The 17,473-nt window shown below is 57.4% G+C and carries 11 protein-coding genes; 5 read left to right on the top strand and 6 right to left on the bottom strand.

The window, feature by feature from the left end:
- Positions 1–7 precede the first annotated feature (7 nt).
- A complete protein-coding gene (locus K7J14_RS04925; protein WP_230753855.1) occupies positions 8–1,462 on the bottom strand; it encodes an ABC transporter substrate-binding protein in 1,455 nt (484 codons plus the stop codon).
- A 249-nt stretch (positions 1,463–1,711) separates the two neighbouring features.
- Between K7J14_RS04925 and K7J14_RS04930 the strand changes: the two genes are divergently transcribed.
- From K7J14_RS04930 to K7J14_RS04945, 4 genes are read left to right on the top strand one after another with little or no spacing between them, the layout of a single operon-like run.
- On the top strand, positions 1,712–4,201 hold the full coding sequence (locus tag K7J14_RS04930) for a GH36-type glycosyl hydrolase domain-containing protein (RefSeq protein ID WP_230753857.1): 2,490 nt from the start codon (positions 1,712–1,714) through the stop codon (positions 4,199–4,201).
- A gap of 3 nt (positions 4,202–4,204) precedes the next feature.
- Positions 4,205–5,665, top strand: coding sequence for a hypothetical protein (locus tag K7J14_RS04935; RefSeq protein ID WP_230753860.1), 1,461 nt, complete (start codon positions 4,205–4,207; stop codon positions 5,663–5,665).
- A complete protein-coding gene (locus tag K7J14_RS04940) occupies positions 5,666–6,277 on the top strand; it encodes a hypothetical protein (protein ID WP_230753862.1) in 612 nt (203 codons plus the stop codon).
- Complete coding sequence (locus tag K7J14_RS04945) at positions 6,246–8,903, top strand: GH36-type glycosyl hydrolase domain-containing protein (RefSeq protein WP_230753864.1); 2,658 nt, start codon at positions 6,246–6,248, stop codon at positions 8,901–8,903. Before K7J14_RS04940 ends, K7J14_RS04945 begins: the two co-directional genes overlap by 32 nt.
- A gap of 207 nt (positions 8,904–9,110) precedes the next feature.
- Here K7J14_RS04945 and K7J14_RS04950 read toward each other — a convergent pair whose 3' ends face one another.
- Together K7J14_RS04950 and K7J14_RS04955 are read right to left on the bottom strand one after the other, a co-directional pair.
- Complete coding sequence (locus K7J14_RS04950; protein WP_230753866.1) at positions 9,111–10,523, bottom strand: glycoside hydrolase family 16 protein; 1,413 nt, start codon at positions 10,521–10,523, stop codon at positions 9,111–9,113.
- 180 nt (positions 10,524–10,703) lie between these two features.
- A complete protein-coding gene (locus K7J14_RS04955; protein WP_230753868.1) occupies positions 10,704–12,791 on the bottom strand; it encodes a methyl-accepting chemotaxis protein in 2,088 nt (695 codons plus the stop codon).
- Positions 12,792–12,972: 181 nt separating this feature from the next.
- Between K7J14_RS04955 and K7J14_RS04960 the strand changes: the two genes are divergently transcribed.
- Positions 12,973–14,772: a flavocytochrome c gene (locus tag K7J14_RS04960; RefSeq protein WP_230753870.1), complete on the top strand. Its 1,800-nt coding sequence runs from the start codon at positions 12,973–12,975 to the stop codon at positions 14,770–14,772.
- 555 nt (positions 14,773–15,327) lie between these two features.
- Here K7J14_RS04960 and K7J14_RS04965 read toward each other — a convergent pair.
- The 3 genes from K7J14_RS04965 to K7J14_RS04975 are packed head-to-tail and all read right to left on the bottom strand — an operon-like array spanning position 15,328 to position 17,470.
- Complete coding sequence (locus K7J14_RS04965; RefSeq protein WP_230753875.1) at positions 15,328–16,131, bottom strand: amidohydrolase family protein; 804 nt, start codon at positions 16,129–16,131, stop codon at positions 15,328–15,330.
- Between the two features lie 23 nt (positions 16,132–16,154).
- On the bottom strand, positions 16,155–16,916 hold the full coding sequence (locus K7J14_RS04970; protein ID WP_230753878.1) for a hypothetical protein: 762 nt from the start codon (positions 16,914–16,916) through the stop codon (positions 16,155–16,157).
- Positions 16,916–17,470 (bottom strand): lipocalin family protein, encoded by a 555-nt coding sequence (locus tag K7J14_RS04975; protein WP_230753880.1) that lies wholly within the window; start codon positions 17,468–17,470, stop codon positions 16,916–16,918. The genes K7J14_RS04970 and K7J14_RS04975 overlap by 1 nt, the downstream gene beginning before the upstream one ends.
- Between the last annotated feature and the right edge of the window lie 3 nt (positions 17,471–17,473).

The following is a 17,473-nucleotide window of genomic DNA, read 5'->3' on the forward strand; positions in this document are numbered from 1 at the left end:
AGAAGAGCTATTTTTTCGCCGCCCAGTACTCGTCGAGATATCCCTGGACTTCCGTATTCAGTTTTTCAGCCAGATCGTCTATCGAACTGTACTGGCCGGAAATGATGTTGGACATCGCGAGCTCCATCGCGTCCCAGACCTTGCCGTAATTGGGAACCCAGGCTTCGTTGTTGGGATTATCCGCATAGGCGCCGGCATCGAGGAAAACCTGCCAGTTGATGTCGGGGCGGGGATAGGAATTCCAGGCCCATTCGCCGGATTCGTCTTTCACTCCGTTCACGCGGTCGGAAAGCCAGCTTGCCTGGAGGGATTTCATCGCGGGGATGCAGCCGTAATTTTTGGCCAATGTATCGTAGTTCTTTTCGGCGAACAGCCATTTGTATACTTCCCATGCCTTGTCGCGGTTTTTGCCGGTCTTGGGAATAACGAAGGTATCGCTGTTGGTCGCGGAAACGACCTTGCCGTTCATGCTCGGAATCGCCGCGACATTCCATTTGAAGTTGGCGTCCCAGCCTTCGAAGGCGTAGCCGATCCAGGAAAAAATTTCCCACATGCCGAGCTTGTTCGATCCCATCGGATCGCTGTCGCCGAAGATCGACGCGGCGTTGCTGGAATCGGCTCGGGGGCGGAGCATATCCGTGTAGACCATCCGCTCGAGCTCGCGGAACGCGGCCTTCCACTCAGGGGTATTCATCCGGGCGGTTTTGTAGTCCTCGCTCACGCCGAGCGCTACAGACTTGCCGTTCTTATCGAAGAACTTTCCGATGAAGGCGCGCCAGGGAGCCCAGTCGGTGCCGGCGTATCCGTACTGAACGATCGCGTCTTTGTTGAAGCCGCTGTCGTCGGGATTCTTTCCGGACTCGTCGATCGTGAGCTTTCTCCCCGCTTCATAGAGCTTTTCGTAGGTCCAGTCCTTCGTCCCCCATTGAGTCGGAGGATAGTCCAAACCGGCCCGGTCGAAAATATCTTCGTTGTAGAACAATACGGACGGATAGAAACCGATGGGAAGTCCGACCTGGACTGATTTTCCGTCGATCGTATAGTTGTGCGCGTTGACAAGTGCCTGATCGTAGACGGACAAATCGATTTTATCCCTGGCGATGAGGGGGGAAATGTCGGACCATTCATCGATGAACTTCGCGACCCCCGAGATGCCGATGGGGCCGACGATATCCGGCGTCATTCCGGCGGCGAGAAGCGTGGTGAATTTTTGGGCGGCTTCTGCATATTGAACAGTGACGAATTCGAGCTCTATGCCCTTTTCCTTTCCGACAGTCTCATTGAAGTTTTTCTGCAAAGATTCATGAATCGCCATTTGAGACGGATCGGTTCCGCCTCCGAATCCCACCATAACCTGGATTTTAACAGTCTCTTTCGAGGCCTTTGCTCCTCCGCACGATGCGAAGCCAAGCGCAAGCACAGCGCACAACGCCGCGCATACAACAGAATACCCTTTACGCATTTTCTCCTCCTGATATCAGCCGGTTTGAGGCTTACCCCATGTTTGCACTGCTTCTTTCATCTGTCAAGTTTTTATTTTCTCGTGAAAACACTATTTTACAAACAAATAATCGCACATATTATCGTAAAAAGCCTGTTTTCATTAAAATATACCTAAAACATTCCCGTATTTTCACGTTGACTTCACACAGTAACCAGGTATATTGTTTTCACGTGAAAGCATAAATAATGACACAGGAGATACAATACAATGACGATCAAAAGAAACAATGGGTCTTTTACCTTTTTAGAGACTGGAGAAGCGAGGCTCTCGGAAGCTCCCGGAAACTGCGCACGCGAACCATGGCTCATGCTCATGGCCAGAAGAAACCAGAAACCTCTGGAGACCCTCTGCTGGGGTCTCACGAACAGCGGCGCGTCCTTTGCGCGGATAGGCACCCAGGAGGGAGACCTCCTCAACGGCTTCGTGCATGAAGATCCGTACAAAACCCGCCTGCTCGGTCCGTATCTGTGGATTGCCGAAGACGGCCAGCAGCCGTTCACCAACCGATGGTATCCCCTTCTTCGCGACGACCAGAAGCTTACGACGACCTACGGTTTCGGCTTTCTCGAATCGGAAACCTCCTGCAACGGAATCGATGTGACTACCGAAGCCTTCATTTCAGAATCCTTCGACGGCATGCTGCAGATCGCTTCATTCTCCAATGCCTCGGACAGAACGAGAACCCTCAGGATATACAACACGAATCCCGTCAACATCGGAGACGCCCGCGACATCCAGTTCGCAGGCTTCAACACGCTGATGATGGGAGGCGGCCGCTTCGACGCGGACAGGGACGCCCTCGTATGGAGATGCCACTACGGCATTCCCTTCACGGACGATCCGGACGCATTGAACGGAATGTTCGGGAAAGTCCTGGTTCATACGACCTCGGAAGGCTGCGCGTCGTGGTCCACGCGGTACGAGGATTTTTACGGCCAGTACGCGGCCGCGAGCGCGGGCAAGACTCCTGCGGGACTTGATGAACAGCGATTAGCGGAACGCGACTGCGAAGACCTCTCCAGCTCGCTGTCTACCGTCATGATCGAACTGACGCTGCGGCCCGGCGAAACGAAAAAAGCGGTATTTTCCCTCATCGCGGCGTCGACAGAGGATTACTACGCGCGCGGAGGAAAGAAGCTCGTCGAAGCCCTCGAGATCGTCCGCTCGCCCGAAAAGGCCGAACAGGAGCTCGCCGCGGTGAAAAAGGCGTGGGAAGACGAGATGGCGCTTCTCGCCCTCGGCATACCGGGAGAGCAGACGCTCTGCAGTTCTTTCAAATGGCTGCAATACCAGTGCGCGATGGTAGCCGCGCTCAACCGCATGAAAAGCCGCTTTCATTCGGGATTCGAATACGGCTACGGCTTCCGCGATATTTTGCAGGATCTGGGAGCCCTCCTGCCCTACAATCCGGAGCGCGTACGGGACATGATCCTCTATGTTTCGACCCAGATGTTTTCGGACGGAACGGTATACCACAACTTCTTCGCCTCCGCTCCCGGAAACAGGGATTTCGCCGCTTGCGACGACCCCCTGTGGCTCGTGTTCGCAGTTTGCGACTATATCCGCGAAACCGGCGATTCAGGAATTCTGAAAGAAACGGTCGCCTATGCGGATGAAAAAGAAGGAATGGCTCCGGCGCAGGGAACCGTTCTCGGCCGCCTCCACGCCGCGCTCGACCGCGTTTGGGGCCAGTCTTCCGAAGGATTGCCGGTCATGTTCGACGCCGACTGGAACGACGACCTGGGAAGCTATCCCGAACACTATTCGACGATGACCGCTCAAATGCTGTACAAAGCCCTGCTCGACGCCGCGGAACTCCTGGACTTCATCGGGGAATCCCCCGCAAAGGCCGCTGAGTACCGGGACAAGGCCGAGCGAACGAAAAAATCCGTTCGCGAGCGCTGCATCGACCGCGACGGCCGCTACATCCGCCTTCTCAGCCCGGATCCCGCATCCGTTCCCCATCTGGGATCGGCCGAGGGCGACGGACTCGTGTTCTTCGAGCCGGTCGCATGGGCGGGCTACAGCGGAATCGCGACCCGGGAAGAATTTGAAACCGCTAGCCGGATCGCCGAGCGCGAGCTTGCGGATTCTTCCGGCTACATCATCTGCCGCGCGTCAACCGATCTTGCACAAGGAAAACTGCCTGCGGACAAGGCTCCCTGGAAGCGGAACGCTCCGGGAAAAAAAGAAAACGGCGGCGCGTTCAAGCATCTTGAATCCTGGTACATCGCGTCCCTGTGCGCCTTCGGCTACGGAAAGCGGGCGGCGGACATATACCGCAGAACGCTTCCGGCAGTCTGCAGCGAAGCGGATCCCTGGAACTACGCGGCTGAACGCTTCGTGTATCCGGAGTATGTATCCGGACCGGACAGCAACGAACACGGGCGGGCGGGTCACACCTGGCTCACAGGAACCGCACCGACCCGGCATCGCGTGCTCGTCGAATCAATGCTCGGCCTCCAGCCCTCGTTCTCCGGACTCAACGTAGCTCCCTGCGTCGACCCTTCATGGAAAGAATTCTTCATCGTGCGCGCATACCGGGGAACGAAGTTCTCGTTCCGCTTCGAAAATCCTAAAGGACTGGAAAAGGGGACAATCAGGCTCGCGATAGACGGAAAGGAAATCGACGGTTCGCTGATTCCGTCCGAATACTACGATAAAGGCACCCATTCAGTCCGGGCGATAATGGAGTAAGAAATGGTAATCTACATTGATCAGGACTTCGAGCCTGCGGCGAAAACGGCGCAAGATCCGGCATTTGCGGAAATGAATTCCTTCGCGGAATCGCTGTTCGCCGGATCGGAAGTTCTTCTCGACGTCGATCGAGCGGCGATGCTTTTTTCGCTCGCAGACTCGAACGAGTCCCGAACGCAGGCGCTGCTGGCCGCTCGGGTCAACTTCATGGGCACGGACGGAATTCGCGGAAAAATCGAATTCGAAAATCAGGACGGACCCGCCGCGGGCGTCGACGATGCACAAGAGGGGAATCCCTTCCGCCTGCTTGCGCGCGAACACAGGCTCGCTCGAGGCCTTGTCGAATGCGCGGCGGAGGCCTTCGCGTCGCTCTTGATCGAAGAAGAAATTCTGAAAGCGGACGACCGCGCAGCCGCCGGCTCGGACGGACGGGACGCCGCCAATAACCGCGCGTACGAAAAAGCGATGTGCGAAGGTTTTCTGAAACAGGGGCTCAGGGTCGATTTTCTGGGAACCCTCCCAACTCCCTATGTCCCGCTCTACATGCTGGAAAACGGCATTCGGGGAGGGGCGATGCTCACGGCGAGCCACAATCCCGCGAATCAGAACGGCATCAAATTTTTCCTCGACGGACGAAAACTCCTTCCGGAAGGAAGGCTCGGAGAGTACGCGCTTTCCGCGAGAATGTTCGCGATGCGCCCGGCGGCGAATCTCGAAGCGCGTCCGCGAGAACAACAGATTCCGCGCAAGGCACGCGAAGTACGCTACGAAACCGGGGCGCTTAAATTTCTCGACCGGCTGCTCCGCGGAGAAGACTATCGCCGCCTCGGAGGAATGCCCTTCCTTCTGGATACGGCGAACGGGGCCTATCACGACATCGCCTCGGAATGGCTTCGACGTTCCGGCATCCCGCACATCTGCATTAACGAAAAGCCGAACGGCTCGAACATAAACCGTCACTGCGGCGTTGCGGAAATCGAAGGCCTGCGCGCGCTTTCCGGCGCAGAAGCCCTCGAAGGAGCAGCCGTTCTGCGCTCGCTCGTGCTGGAAAGCCGAAAAGCGGGACTCGACGGATTCGCGGCCGCGCTCGACGGCGACGGCGACAGGGGATTCGTCCTGCACTACTCGCTCGAGCGCGACACGGTAACGGTGCTCGACGGAGACATGTGCGGAATCCGCATCGCCGAGCTGGAATACCGCAGACGCGAAAAAGACGGCAGCCTTCCCCGAACTCAGCAGTGCGTGTTCACCGTGGAATCGGACATCATGGCGAGCGTATCGCTCAAGGAGAGGCTTCCCGTCGAAACGGCTACCGTCGACGTGGGAGACAAATGGATCTGCAACCATCCTGGAGAATCGATGATAGCCGGCATGGAATCATCGGGCCACGTCATCATTCCCGTCCAGGTAAAAACTCCGGATGGAACGAAAACGCTGCGCGCCGGAAACGGCTTCCTCTCCTGAATGCTCGCCCTCAAACACATTCTCGAAGAGAACGACCCCGACGCTATCGCGCCGTTCTCGCCGGGCTGTTCGAAAACCGTCTACACCTATTTCGTTGACAAGTCGAAATTCTCACCCGGAAGCGCCGTCTGGAAAAAGGATATCGAAACCGCGGAAGCGTTCTTCGCCGAAAGGAAGGCGGCCGGCGACCCGGCGTTCGACGGTCTCGAGATCCGCCGCGAAGAAAAGGAAACCCGGGACATTCTTTTCTGGGGAATCTACGGCAGGAACGGACTCGCGGCCGCCCTCTTCAGCCGCAATTCAGGAACCGAAAACAAGAACGCGGTCTACCTCAAATGCCTTGCCTCTCTCGAAGCTCCGCTTTCGGAAGCGCTGTCCCGGCTGAAGGAAATACACCGCAAGGGGCTCCGCGACGAAGCTTCGCACGAAAACGCGCTCTCGGAACTAATACTCGCGCGCATAGAAGAACGCGGATCCGCAACGCAAAAGGAACTCAACTCCTTCGCGGAAAACGCGAAACTCGACCCCGTTCTCCACGCGCTGAAAAAGGAAGAACGAATCGCAGGAAAAGGAGGATCCGATGAAGAATGCGTATGGACGATTCGCGGATAACAAGAAATTCACCGTCACGAACCCCGCGACGCCCGAGCCATGGCTCCACTATCTGATACGCCCGGAACAGGGAGGCACGGAAACATTCTGCTGCGGGATCACCGCGACCGGCGGCGGCTTCGACGCGAAGGGAACCCACGAAAATACCTTCGTCGACACGAGAGTGCACCTCAACGACTCGGACGAACTGTCGAGAACGGTCTACGTAAAAGACGCTGAAACTGGAGAAGCGTTCTCCACTTCCTGGCAGCCGGTACGCCATGAAAAACAAAAATACGAAATATCGTTCGCGCCCGGATACGCGGAAAGCCGCTCGAGCTGCCTCGAACTGGAAATAGAAGAAAAGTTCTTCGTTCCGATGGACTTCGACGGATGGATACGCGAGATCAGCGTGCGGAACGCGAGCGAGCGCAATCGAACGCTGGAACTCTACCCCTTCGTCCCCATGCACATGGGCGACGCCCTCGTCAGGCTGCTCGCCGGAGACAACGACGCGTTCTTCGGCGGAGCCGCCTTCGACCCCGCCCTGCAGGGAATCGTGTTCAGACGAAACCACGGAATCCCCGCCGGATCCGATCCCGAGCGCATACAGGGAATGCTCGGAAACGTCGCCCTCTTCAAATCGACGCTCAACGACGAGCATGTTGAATACGAAACCGATATGGAACGCTTTCTGGGAACCCGCTTCCACAGCCTCTCGGCGCCGCGATCGATCCTCGAATCCCGACTTTGCTCCCGGAATACGGTCATGCTGCGCCGGCCCTGCGGAGCATTCAAAAACAGAATCGAACTCGAACCGGGAGAGACTATAGAATTCGCGGTCTTTCTCGCAGTCGGAAAGACGGACGACTACTACCTCAACGGCGCGCGGGAGCTTGCAGCCATATGCGGCAAAGCTGAAGATCCGCGGAAACGAAAGGAAATGTTCTCCGCCGTGACGGACTGGTGGAACAAACGCCTGGGCCTTCTCGAACTATCCTGCCCGGAAGAAAAAATCAACCGCGCCTTCCCCTGGATTCAATATCAATGCGAAATCGTTTTGAAAATGAACCGAATGAAATCCCGCTTCCACACCGGCTACGAATACGGCTGGGGCTTCCGGGACATCCTGCAGGACATCCTCTACCTCCTGCCCTATCGCAGCGCCGACATGAAAGACCTCTTCATCCGGATCGCGGCTCAGATTTTCCCCGACGGCCGGACATACCACAACTTCTTCATCGATCAGCCGGGAAATCTTTCGGTGGAAGCCTCGGACGATCCGCTCTGGTTCCCGCAGGCGATTATCGCCTGGTGCAAGGAAACCGGAGACCTCTCCTTCCTCGACCAAGAAGCTCCCTGGGCCAGGGACGAACGACGAACTCCGCCCGGCGGAAAAACCGGCGGAAAATCCGATGCGGAAAACGCCCCGGAATCCGGCACGATCCTCGAACACTGCGAAGCGTGCATCGCCCGGGTCCTCGAAGACAGGAGCCCGCGCGGACTCCCCTACATGAAGGACTGCGACTGGAACGACGACCTCAACGAAAAACGGATTAACGGCAAGCCCTCGCGCGAAATGGAATCGGTAATGGTCGCCCAGCAGCTCGTCGGCCTCCTTCCGGATTTCGCCGAACTTCTCGACCGCCGCGCCGGAAAATCCGCCGGCAATCAGGCCGCAGCCGGCAAACCCGCCGGCGAACGCGCAGGCAACCAGACCGCCGCCAAGCCTGACGCCGCCGATCAACCCGCTAACCTCGCAGCCCGCCCGGCGAACTTTTATCGGGCCGAAGCCGAAAAAATCCGCGCGACCCTGCTCTCCTGCGCGATGGACGAAAAAGGCTGGTTCAAGCGCGCCCTCGCCGCCGTCCCCGGCCGAGCCGACCTCGGATCAAGCGTCAACCGCGAAGGAAAAATCTTCCTCGAACCCCAGGCCTTCGCCGTAAACACCGGCACCGTGCCGAGCGACCAGGCCGCCTCCCTCCTCGAAAAAACGGCGGAAGAGCTCGACACCGGCTGGGGAGCGATGCTCTGCTACCCCTACTTCTCGGGCCTCGCCGAACGGAAAGAGCTGCCCGAAAAAAGCTGGAACATCGAAAAAGAGCCCCCGGGAATCAAGGAAAACGGCGGAATCTTCATGCATCTGAACGCCTGGCTGGTCGAAGCCTGGTGCCGCGCCGGAAAAGGAAAAAAGGCCGCGGAACTCTTCGTCAGAACTCTCCCCGAATCCATGAGCGCAGACCAGGACCGCTACCGCTGCGAGCCCTGGGTCTACCCCGAATACGTCAGAGGCAAGGGACTCGAAGAACACGGCCGCGGCGGACACACCTGGCTCACCGGCACCGCCCCGACCATGCACCGCGCCCTCGCGCAATTCATCTTCGGCCTCCAAGCCGAATACGACGGCCTCAAGCTCGACCCCTGCGTCGCCCCCTCGTGGAAACGCTTCTCAATTTCCCGCGCCTTCCGCGGCGCCCGCTACGAAATCGAATTCCTCAATCCAGACGGCGCCGAACGCGGCATCGCCTCGATCAGCATCGACGGAACGCCATTCGACGGCTGCGTCCTCCCCGCCTTCCCGGACGGAAAAACGCACCGCGTAACGGCTGTCATGGGAAAGAAAAAGACTGAGGCAGGAAGGGCCTGAATCGGCGAAGGCGGGAATTTCGGAGCCCCCTCAAACGAAGGTCCTTGCAGGGGCGCGTCGCCCCGGTCGACGGCGGCGGCAAACGGACACGCTGTGCCGCAGCGCACTCGGTCGAACGCCGATCCCGGACGAGCCGTCTTTCGCCGGACGGGCCTACGGCGAAAGGCTGGGGGTAATACCCCGGCCTTTCGCACTGCCGCGCGAACGCTACTCGAAGCGAACCTTGCTTACCAGAACATCGCCCGAGGCGGCCGAACCGTCGCCGTCAGTCGGATTCCACAGCGAAAAGGGAACCGTAACCGCGGAATAATCGACCGCGGTAAAGTCCGCGAGCGGGATTTCATAACGGACAAACCCGTTCTCTCCGGGTTCCGCGGCGTAGTCGGCGGTTTGTACAGAGGTTGCTCCGGACGAGCTTTCCATCTTTATTTCGATGGAGGAGATCGAGTCGGGAATCTGTATTTCAAAACTCAACACTCCGTCTGCGGCGGAAAAAGAACTCATATCCTTCGGAGCGGGAAGCTTGAAATACACGCCGCCCCAGTTTCCGCCGGGAAAAGCCGCATTCATGCTTATCGAGCCGGTCCAAACCGCCTCGGAGCGGGTCAGAGCAGGAAGATTCGTTCCGCCGAAACGCATCGTCAACCCGGTCTCGAGTCCGGGAACGGAAACATCCATCGCCGCGTCGTAAAAATTAGCGACCGGAACTTCTGAATCGCCCGCGGGTTTTTCTATCGGCGCGGACAAGGAATCGTCGGAGTAGTATCTGATCCAGTCGACGAGCATTTTTTGAGGGAACGCCGTAGCATCGTCCGGAGATCCGGGCCAGTTCCCTCCCACCGCCACATTCAGGATCAAAAAGAAGCTCCGTGTGAACTCTTTCATGTGCGACGCGGAAATGTCGGCGCTATGGAATTGTTCGCCGTCAAGGTACCAGCGAATTTCGCCGGGATCCCATTCAAGGCCGTAGACATGAAACTCGTCGGCAAGCTTGCCGGATTCAAGAGCAAGGGACTTGCCGTTCGAGGTCTTCGCTCCCGCTGTTTCGTCGAACCAATGGATCGTGCCGTGAGTTACGCCGTCGCCTCTCGGAGAGTCATCCGAAGCGGAACCCCCGACCATTTCCATTATGTCGATTTCCCCGCAGAACGGCCAATCGACCTTCGAAACATTGTTGCCCAGCATCCAGAACGCCGGCCACAGACCTTGTCCTTCGGGAACCTTAATGCGCGCCTCGATCTTTCCGTACCGGAAAGACGCGAGGTCCCCGGTCTTCAGGCGGGCGGACGTATAGTCCATGCCCTGCCAGGATTCTTTTTTCGCCTCGATAACAAGGCACCCGTCTTCGATCCGGGCGTTTTCGCTCCTGTCGGTGAAGAACTGAAGTTCATTATTTCCCCAGCCGTTGCCGTTCGTACCCAGATCGAATCCCCATTTTTCGCTGTCTATGCCGGTTCCGTCGAATTCATCAGACCAGGAAAGACTCCATTCGGGTCCGTCCGCAGATTCGGAGGAAGAAGAATCGCAGGAAGCCAACAGAAAGGCGGCCGAAAAAACCAGACCCAGGGCGAATAGCCGCGAAATCGAGCGAAAAAATCCGCCGCTCGAAAGATTATCCACACTGAAAGAAAACGAATACATACAATAAAACCCCTTTAGATGCAGTTATATTGTTATTCTTGACCTGTATCTTTCGAATGTCAACAATAAAATGCAATCGTATACATATTAAAGGAAGATAAACGCCGGACTATCAAAGATCCTGTCCGGCGTTTGCCCCGATGCGCTGGGCTTCGCGCGTCACACGATAAACTGGCCGATCTTTTCGTTCATCGAACCGACGTGCTCGCCGGTTTCGTTCGCGAGATTCGCGACGACTTGCGCTGCAGTCCGGATTTGGGTCGCGCCGGCAAGCATTTCGTCCATCGAATTGCGGATTTCCGCCGAAAGATCGGAAAGCTCCTTCATAGACTCCAGAGACTCGGAAGCCGAGCGCTTCATCGAGGAAGCGTTTTCCTTAACATCGGCGCCGACGGCGTTCATGTCGCGCAGGGCGTCCAGTATCTGTCGAGATCCTTCGCGCTGTTCGGACATGGCGCTTTCGATCTGATTGACGAGAGATCCGGTAGCCTGAACCCCTTCCGCTATCTCCGCGAAAACCGTCGCGGATTCGCTGGAAGCCGCGACGACGCCCTGAATGCTGCTGCTGATATTTGAAAGCTGTTTGCCGATCGTATTGCTCTGCTCGGAGGCGTTCTCCGACAGCTTGCGTATCTCGTCCGCCACGACGGAAAAGCCCTTTCCCGCGTCGCCCGCGTGCGCCGCTTCGATCGCGGCGTTCATGGCGAGAAGGTTCGTCTGAGCGGCTATCGATGAAATCGCCTCGTTCGCTTCCATCAGCTCGACTGACTGCCGGGATATCGCGGCTACGCTTTCGTTGACGGCTTCCTGCCTGACGCGTCCGTCGTCGGCGCTTCCCAAAAGCACCTTGAAACGGTCCGCCATGCGGTTTACCGATTGAGTGACGGACGCGATGTTTCCGACCATCTGCTCGACGGAAGCCGCCACTTCGGTATTTCCGGAAACCTGGGTTTCCACCAATTCGTCGAGCTTACTCATGCCGATCGATATGTAATTCACGGCCTCGGCGACCGCAATAGCGCGTTCGGATTGGCGGGCCGCCTGCTTTCTGCTGCTTTCGATGTTGGACGAAATTTCATGAACGGCGCTTGCAGACTCCCGAGCGTTCGCCACCAGTTCGGAACTGATGGAGCCCAGGCCTTCCTGGGATTTCCGCATGGTCAGGATTATTCCATGAAGGCGTTCGATAAAGGTATTGAATCCATAGATTGCGGTGCCGATTTCGTCTTTTCGTCGGTATTCTATCCGATGAGTGAGGTCCGCTTCTCCGGAAGCGATCGCGGAGAACCGATCAGAAAGAAGCATAATCGGTTTTGTAAACGCCGTCCCGAATAGCGAAGACACGATGAAACTCACAATCAGCGAAATAAGGATCGCGATGACCGTCATCCGTTTCAGCGAATCGAGCGGGGCCTCCGCGATCCGGGAGGGCACGGTCACTACCGCGACCCAGTCGAGGCGAGGAATCCGGGCAAAGCCGGCGATCAGGGGTTCTCCCGCGTACTCGTACTGCACGATTCCGGATTGGTTCTCGAGCATGGTTTGCGTGGCCCGGGCACGGGATGCGAACGCGGGGTCGGTTTCGGCCGCTTTCAGAACATCGAGCCGATCGACCACTTCGCTCACATCGGTGTGGGCAACCGGAATGCCGGCGGACGTCAGAACATAATTGGCGGTTCCCTCGCCGTAGCTGATTTTGGATATGGTGGAACTCAAAAACTCGGCGTTCCGCTGTGCGACGAGGGTGCAGAAGAGTTTCCCCTCGCGGAACACGGGAACGGCGAACAATACGGTGAAGAGGTTCTCCTCTCCCGGAACATTGCTGAACACCGGATCGGAAATAGCGGGCGTCGAGGTGGTCAACACCTTCTGCAGATAGGCACGGCTGGAAAGATCCGCTTTGCGGCCTCCTCCGAGATGGAGAATTCCGCTCAAATCCGTCGGAGCCATCGAATTATACCCGAGCCGTTTATATTCGGCTGAAAGGAGGGCGTAAAAATCGTCGTCCCATTCGGAAAAATCAACCGTAGCGGCGATCGTTTCAAGCTGGGCTATTTGAATATCGAGCCAGGCTGAATAGGTTTCAGACAGCCTGAGAGCGTCCGAGGTGAGACGTTCCTGCACTTCGCCGCGGAGCAGCCGTGAGGAAAGAAGATACGAGGCGGTGCTGACCACCACCGTGCCTACGAGCGACAAAACAACGAAACCGACGATCAGTTTTGCGCGAAAACTTGACAAGAGCTTCATAATGAAGCCTCCGATATTTTGACTTAGGCCAAATGTAGTTCATGAAACACCGGCTGTCCAGAGAGAATAATGGAGATTTCTGCAACTCATGCTAACAATTAGTAAAATAACGTGCTTTTTTTACTGAAATAAAATTGACTTTAAATACTGAAACTCATAGAGTCGGAGGCAAGGAGTTATCATGAAAGCCAAACACAGCTTTGCACACATCTTTAGAGCCTTCGCGGCAATCAGCGCGCTGACTCTGCTCATCTCGTGCGGCGGAAAAGCCGCCCCGACAGGACAGACATACGCGCCGGGTACGTACACAGCAAGCGCGAAAGGATATCACGGAGACGTTACCGTCGCCGTTAAAGTCACCAAGAACAAGATCGCGAGCGTCCGCGTGCTCAAGCACGGAGAGACCCCCGGAATCAGCGATCTGGCGATTTCAGGCATTCCGAAGGCCATCGTAGACAGCCAGAGCCTCGCGGTCGACAGCGTTTCCGGAGCTAGCTTCTCCAGCAAAGCCGTCATCGAAGCGACGACCGCAGCCTTGAAAGAAGCGGGAGCCGACATCGAAAAACTGATGGTTCCCGGAGCCGCGGCAGAGAAAGAAGCCGATGTCGAGCTTTCTGCCGACGTCGTCGTAATCGGAGCGGGCGGAGCCGGAATGGCGGCCGGAGTTTCGGCTCACCAGAACGGAGCGACCGTCGTCATCCTTGAAAAAATGGCAAAAGTGGGCGGAAACACCATCAGCGCCGGCGGCGCCATGAACGCGGTAGACGAAGGAAGCGAAACCGCGATCAAAAACAAGGACTCGGTAGCCCTCCACTTCAAGCAAACCTATGAAGGCGGAGACAAGAAGGGAGACGAAGTCCTCGTTAAAACCCTGGTTGAAAACGCCTGGGCGTCTGTCGAATGGCTTCAGTCCATGGGAATGAAATTCCTCCCCGAACCCTTCACCGTCACCGGCGGCCTCTGGCCCCGCGCGCACAAACCCGTCGATCCGGTCGGAACAGGATTCTTCAAAACCTATAACGCTTATATCGAAGCGAACAAGGGAATCGAAGTCCGCCTGAATACTAAAGCAGAGAAGCTCATCGTCGAGAACGGAAAGGTCGTCGGAGTAATAGCCACGGGCAAAACCGGCAACAAGATCACCGTCAAGGCGAACAAGGGCGTCGTTATCGCCTCCGGCGGATTCGGACAGAACGTCGCGATGCGCCAGGAATTCAACAAGCAGTGGCCCACCCTCGATGAAACCATCAAGAGCACAAACCATCCCGGAGCGACCGGCGACGGAATCATGATGGGACGCGAAGTTAACGCGGCGATCGTACAGATGGAAAACATCCAGCTCCTCCCCCTCGGAGACCCCGAAACCGGAAGCCTGAGCGGAAACATCGAAACCGACGTCGAGAAGCGCATCTACGTGAACATCGAAGGAAACAGGTTCGTAGACGAAGGAGCCCGCCGCGACACCATGACGCTGGCGCTCTTCAACCAGCCCCAGAAGAAACTCTGGATCGTCGTCGACGCGCACTCCTATCCCGAAGGAACCGTTAAAAACAACTTCAACGAAACCATCGACGGCCTGGTCGCCGACGGACGCGCATTCAAGGGCGAAACCGTGGAAGAACTGGCAGAGAAGATCGGCGTGCCTCCCGCGAACCTCGCGGCGACCGTTGCCGAGTTCAACAAGCACGTCGCTTCAAAAACGCCGGACGCCTTCGGACGCACGCTCTACTCTGTGCCGCTCGACAAGGGTCCCTACTATGCCGGAGCCCGCGTTCCCACCGTCCACCACACCATGGGCGGAATCAAGATCGACGCTGAAACCCATGTCATCGACGTAAACGGAAACGTCATCCCCGGACTCTACGCCGCAGGCGAAGTAACCGGCGGAATCCACGGATCCAACCGCCTCGGCGGAAACGCGCTGACCGACATCACCGTCTTCGGCCGCATCGCCGGAGCGAATGCCGCTCAGGGCAAGTAAAAAAAGCCCGCCTGATAAAAGGCGGACTCGTTTGCTGAAAACTGAAAAAACCTTCCGCCGAACGGCTTTTGCCCGAAGCGGAAGGTTTTTTTTTCGCGCTCAGGGTGAGCGCGAGCGGTCACCGTGCTACGCGAGCAGTCACCGTGCGGCGCTGGCGGTAAGGGTGAGCGCGAGCGGTCACCGTGTTGCGCTGGCGATCACCGTTTTGAGCGAGCGGTAAACGTGCTGCGCTGGCGATCACCGTGATGCGCGAGCGGTCACCGTGCGGCGCTGGCGGTAAGGGTGATGCTCGCGCGGTCACCGTGTTGCGCTGGCGATCACCGTGATGCGCGAGCGGTAAGCGTGAGCGCGAGCGGTCACCGTGTTGCGCGAGCGGTCACCGTGTTGCGCTGGCGGTAAGCGTAAGTGCTAGCTATCACCGTGTTGCGCTGGCGGTAAGCGTGATGCGCGAGCGGTAAGCGTGATGCGCGAGCGGTAAGCGTGATGCGCTGGCGATCACCGTGTTGCGCTGGCGGTCACCGTGTTGCGCGAGCGGTCACCGTGATGCGCTGGCGATCACCGTGATGCGCGGGAGTGTTTCTGCATGAGGGCGCGGGCGTTGCCGGAAAAGACGAGAGATTCTTGAGCGGCGGACAAGCCGATCGAGAGGACCGCTTCTATTTGCTTCCGCTGATCCTTCCAGGGCGAGTCGCTCCCGAACAGGATCCGCTCTGCTCCGCAGCGTTCTATGATCGCGTCGCGTACGGCAGGATCGGCTTCGTCGATGAAGGACGTATCGAAATAGCAAGGCGAACCGGCCAGCTGTTCGAGAACATCTTCCCAGGCCAGCCACCCGCCCAGATGCGCCGCGATGATATCAAGGTCAGGGAAGCGGTCTATGAGCTTCCGCATCCTTCGGGGATGGGCGTTGTCCGCGCCGGCGAAGGCAATGTCGTATCCTGAGTGAAGAAGAACGAACATGCCGCTTTCCTGTATCGCGCGGAAAAACGGCGCAAGGGACGAATCGTCTACGTTGAAACGCTGATAGAGAGGATGCAGCTTGAGCCCTGCAAAGCCGGCTTCGCGGAAGGCATATATCTCCTCTTCGAAAACCGGACTCTCGGGATGAACCGAACCCAGAAACACAAAGCGATCCGATGAAACGGAACGGGACCATTCCAGTATCGCGCCCGCTTGAGCCGGTTTGGTGGCAATATTCGCTATCCACGAAAGCTCTACGCCGGACGCATCCATGGAGGAAGCAAGGCCGGCGAGAGTTCCGTCGGAACAGGGCGTATAGTCTCCTGAATCGGCCGTCAGCGAAGCCATGGCCCGCTCGGCAAGAAAATCGGGAAACGCGTGGGCATGTACGTCTATCATCGGGTCATGCTCTCCGCGAATAGTCAATCCGCATAATCGTATACAATTTCGACAGTTTGAATTTTGCCGCGATCGTCCTGTATATTGGACAGACCCTTGTACCACAGCATCCGTCTTTTCCCGATGTCGTACCGAACCTCGAGCTTCGGAGCGAACAGCCTGAGAAAACGGTTTTGAATATGTATCGTGAGCTCGGCGACTCCGTTCCGCTCTCCGCGCACTTCAAGCTCGAAGTCGTACACTTCCCTTGTTCCGGTGATCAGGAGTTTCAGAGGAACGCGGCCCTTGAGCTTGGCTTCCTGATAGTATTCCTGCAGATAATAGAAAAGACCCTGGCAGCCGACCATCAGAATCTCGCCGTCTCCCGTCAGAGCAACCTCTTTCCGGTTTTCTTTTTCGTCCGTTCCCGGATCGAAGGAGAAAAGAACCGCGGCTCCCTTTTCGTAGCGAACGCCGTGGCGGAATCCGTTTCGGTAATCTTCGAACACGTGAGCGGGCGCCGCGAGCGATTCGGTAAAGTAGGATTCGATGTAGGCCAGAGGCTCGCCGTTCTCCCTCAGATAATCGGTTCTCGCGCGGTATATCTTTCCGTCGCGATATTCCGACTCGTGCTTTTCGACGTAGGAGACCTTTCCGCCCCGAGTCGCTACGGACGAAAATCTCAAGATCTTGTTTTCTGCAGCAGAACCGGCGGACTGGGCGGCGAGCGATCCGGAGGTTCCTGCCAACAAAGCGACTGACAGAGCCGCTGCGATTTTGCGGGTTCCGGTAATTGAGGCGTTCATCACAAACCTCCCGCAGGCCGCTGGGGCACGGTTTCAAGCAGAGCTATATCAAAGCCGAGCCGATCGGCCTCTGCCGTCAACCTGTCGTATACGGCCGAATCAAGCAGGGGCGCGCGGGCCATCACCCACAAGTAGTTCATCGTCCCGCTGGTAATGAGCATGGTTTCGTCTTCTGCGTTCCAGTACACGATGCGGTAGGGCATCCACACGAAAGGGAACGGCTTGGCTTCCATCTCTCCCTGAATTACAGGATCGACGGCCCGGAGCCGTTGTCCGAGGGAGCCCTTTTTGCCGTCGAAGCCGCCCTTCCAGCCCTCGTACAACACATTCCAGTCGCCGTCCGCTCGTCGAATATAGGTGTCCGTCGTGCCCACCCAGTCGCCTGCGATCGGAATGGGTATCCTCGCGATTTCATACCAGGGTCCTTCGAAAAGACCGAAATCAATGGACGCCACCGCCGGAATATTCTTCGTCGACGGAGCGCTTGCGCATCCTGCCGCGGTGAAAGCCAGAATTGCTGATAACACAACTGCTGAATAACGCGCGGCTTTCATACA

The sequence above is a fragment of the Teretinema zuelzerae genome (assembly GCF_021021555.1).
GTDB lineage: Bacteria > Spirochaetota > Spirochaetia > Treponematales > Treponemataceae > Teretinema > Teretinema zuelzerae.

Coding starts and splice junctions, on each gene's coding strand:
- K7J14_RS04925 (WP_230753855.1), bottom strand. CDS start 1,462: ATGCGTAAAGGGTATTCTGTTGTATGCGCGGCGTTGTGCGCTGTGCTT.
- K7J14_RS04930 (WP_230753857.1), top strand. CDS start 1,712: ATGACGATCAAAAGAAACAATGGGTCTTTTACCTTTTTAGAGACTGGA.
- K7J14_RS04935 (WP_230753860.1), top strand. CDS start 4,205: ATGGTAATCTACATTGATCAGGACTTCGAGCCTGCGGCGAAAACGGCG.
- K7J14_RS04940 (WP_230753862.1), top strand. CDS start 5,666: ATGCTCGCCCTCAAACACATTCTCGAAGAGAACGACCCCGACGCTATC.
- K7J14_RS04945 (WP_230753864.1), top strand. CDS start 6,246: ATGAAGAATGCGTATGGACGATTCGCGGATAACAAGAAATTCACCGTC.
- K7J14_RS04955 (WP_230753868.1), bottom strand. CDS start 12,791: ATGAAGCTCTTGTCAAGTTTTCGCGCAAAACTGATCGTCGGTTTCGTT.
- K7J14_RS04960 (WP_230753870.1), top strand. CDS start 12,973: ATGAAAGCCAAACACAGCTTTGCACACATCTTTAGAGCCTTCGCGGCA.
- K7J14_RS04965 (WP_230753875.1), bottom strand. CDS start 16,131: ATGATAGACGTACATGCCCACGCGTTTCCCGATTTTCTTGCCGAGCGG.
- K7J14_RS04970 (WP_230753878.1), bottom strand. CDS start 16,916: ATGAACGCCTCAATTACCGGAACCCGCAAAATCGCAGCGGCTCTGTCA.
- K7J14_RS04975 (WP_230753880.1), bottom strand. CDS start 17,470: ATGAAAGCCGCGCGTTATTCAGCAGTTGTGTTATCAGCAATTCTGGCT.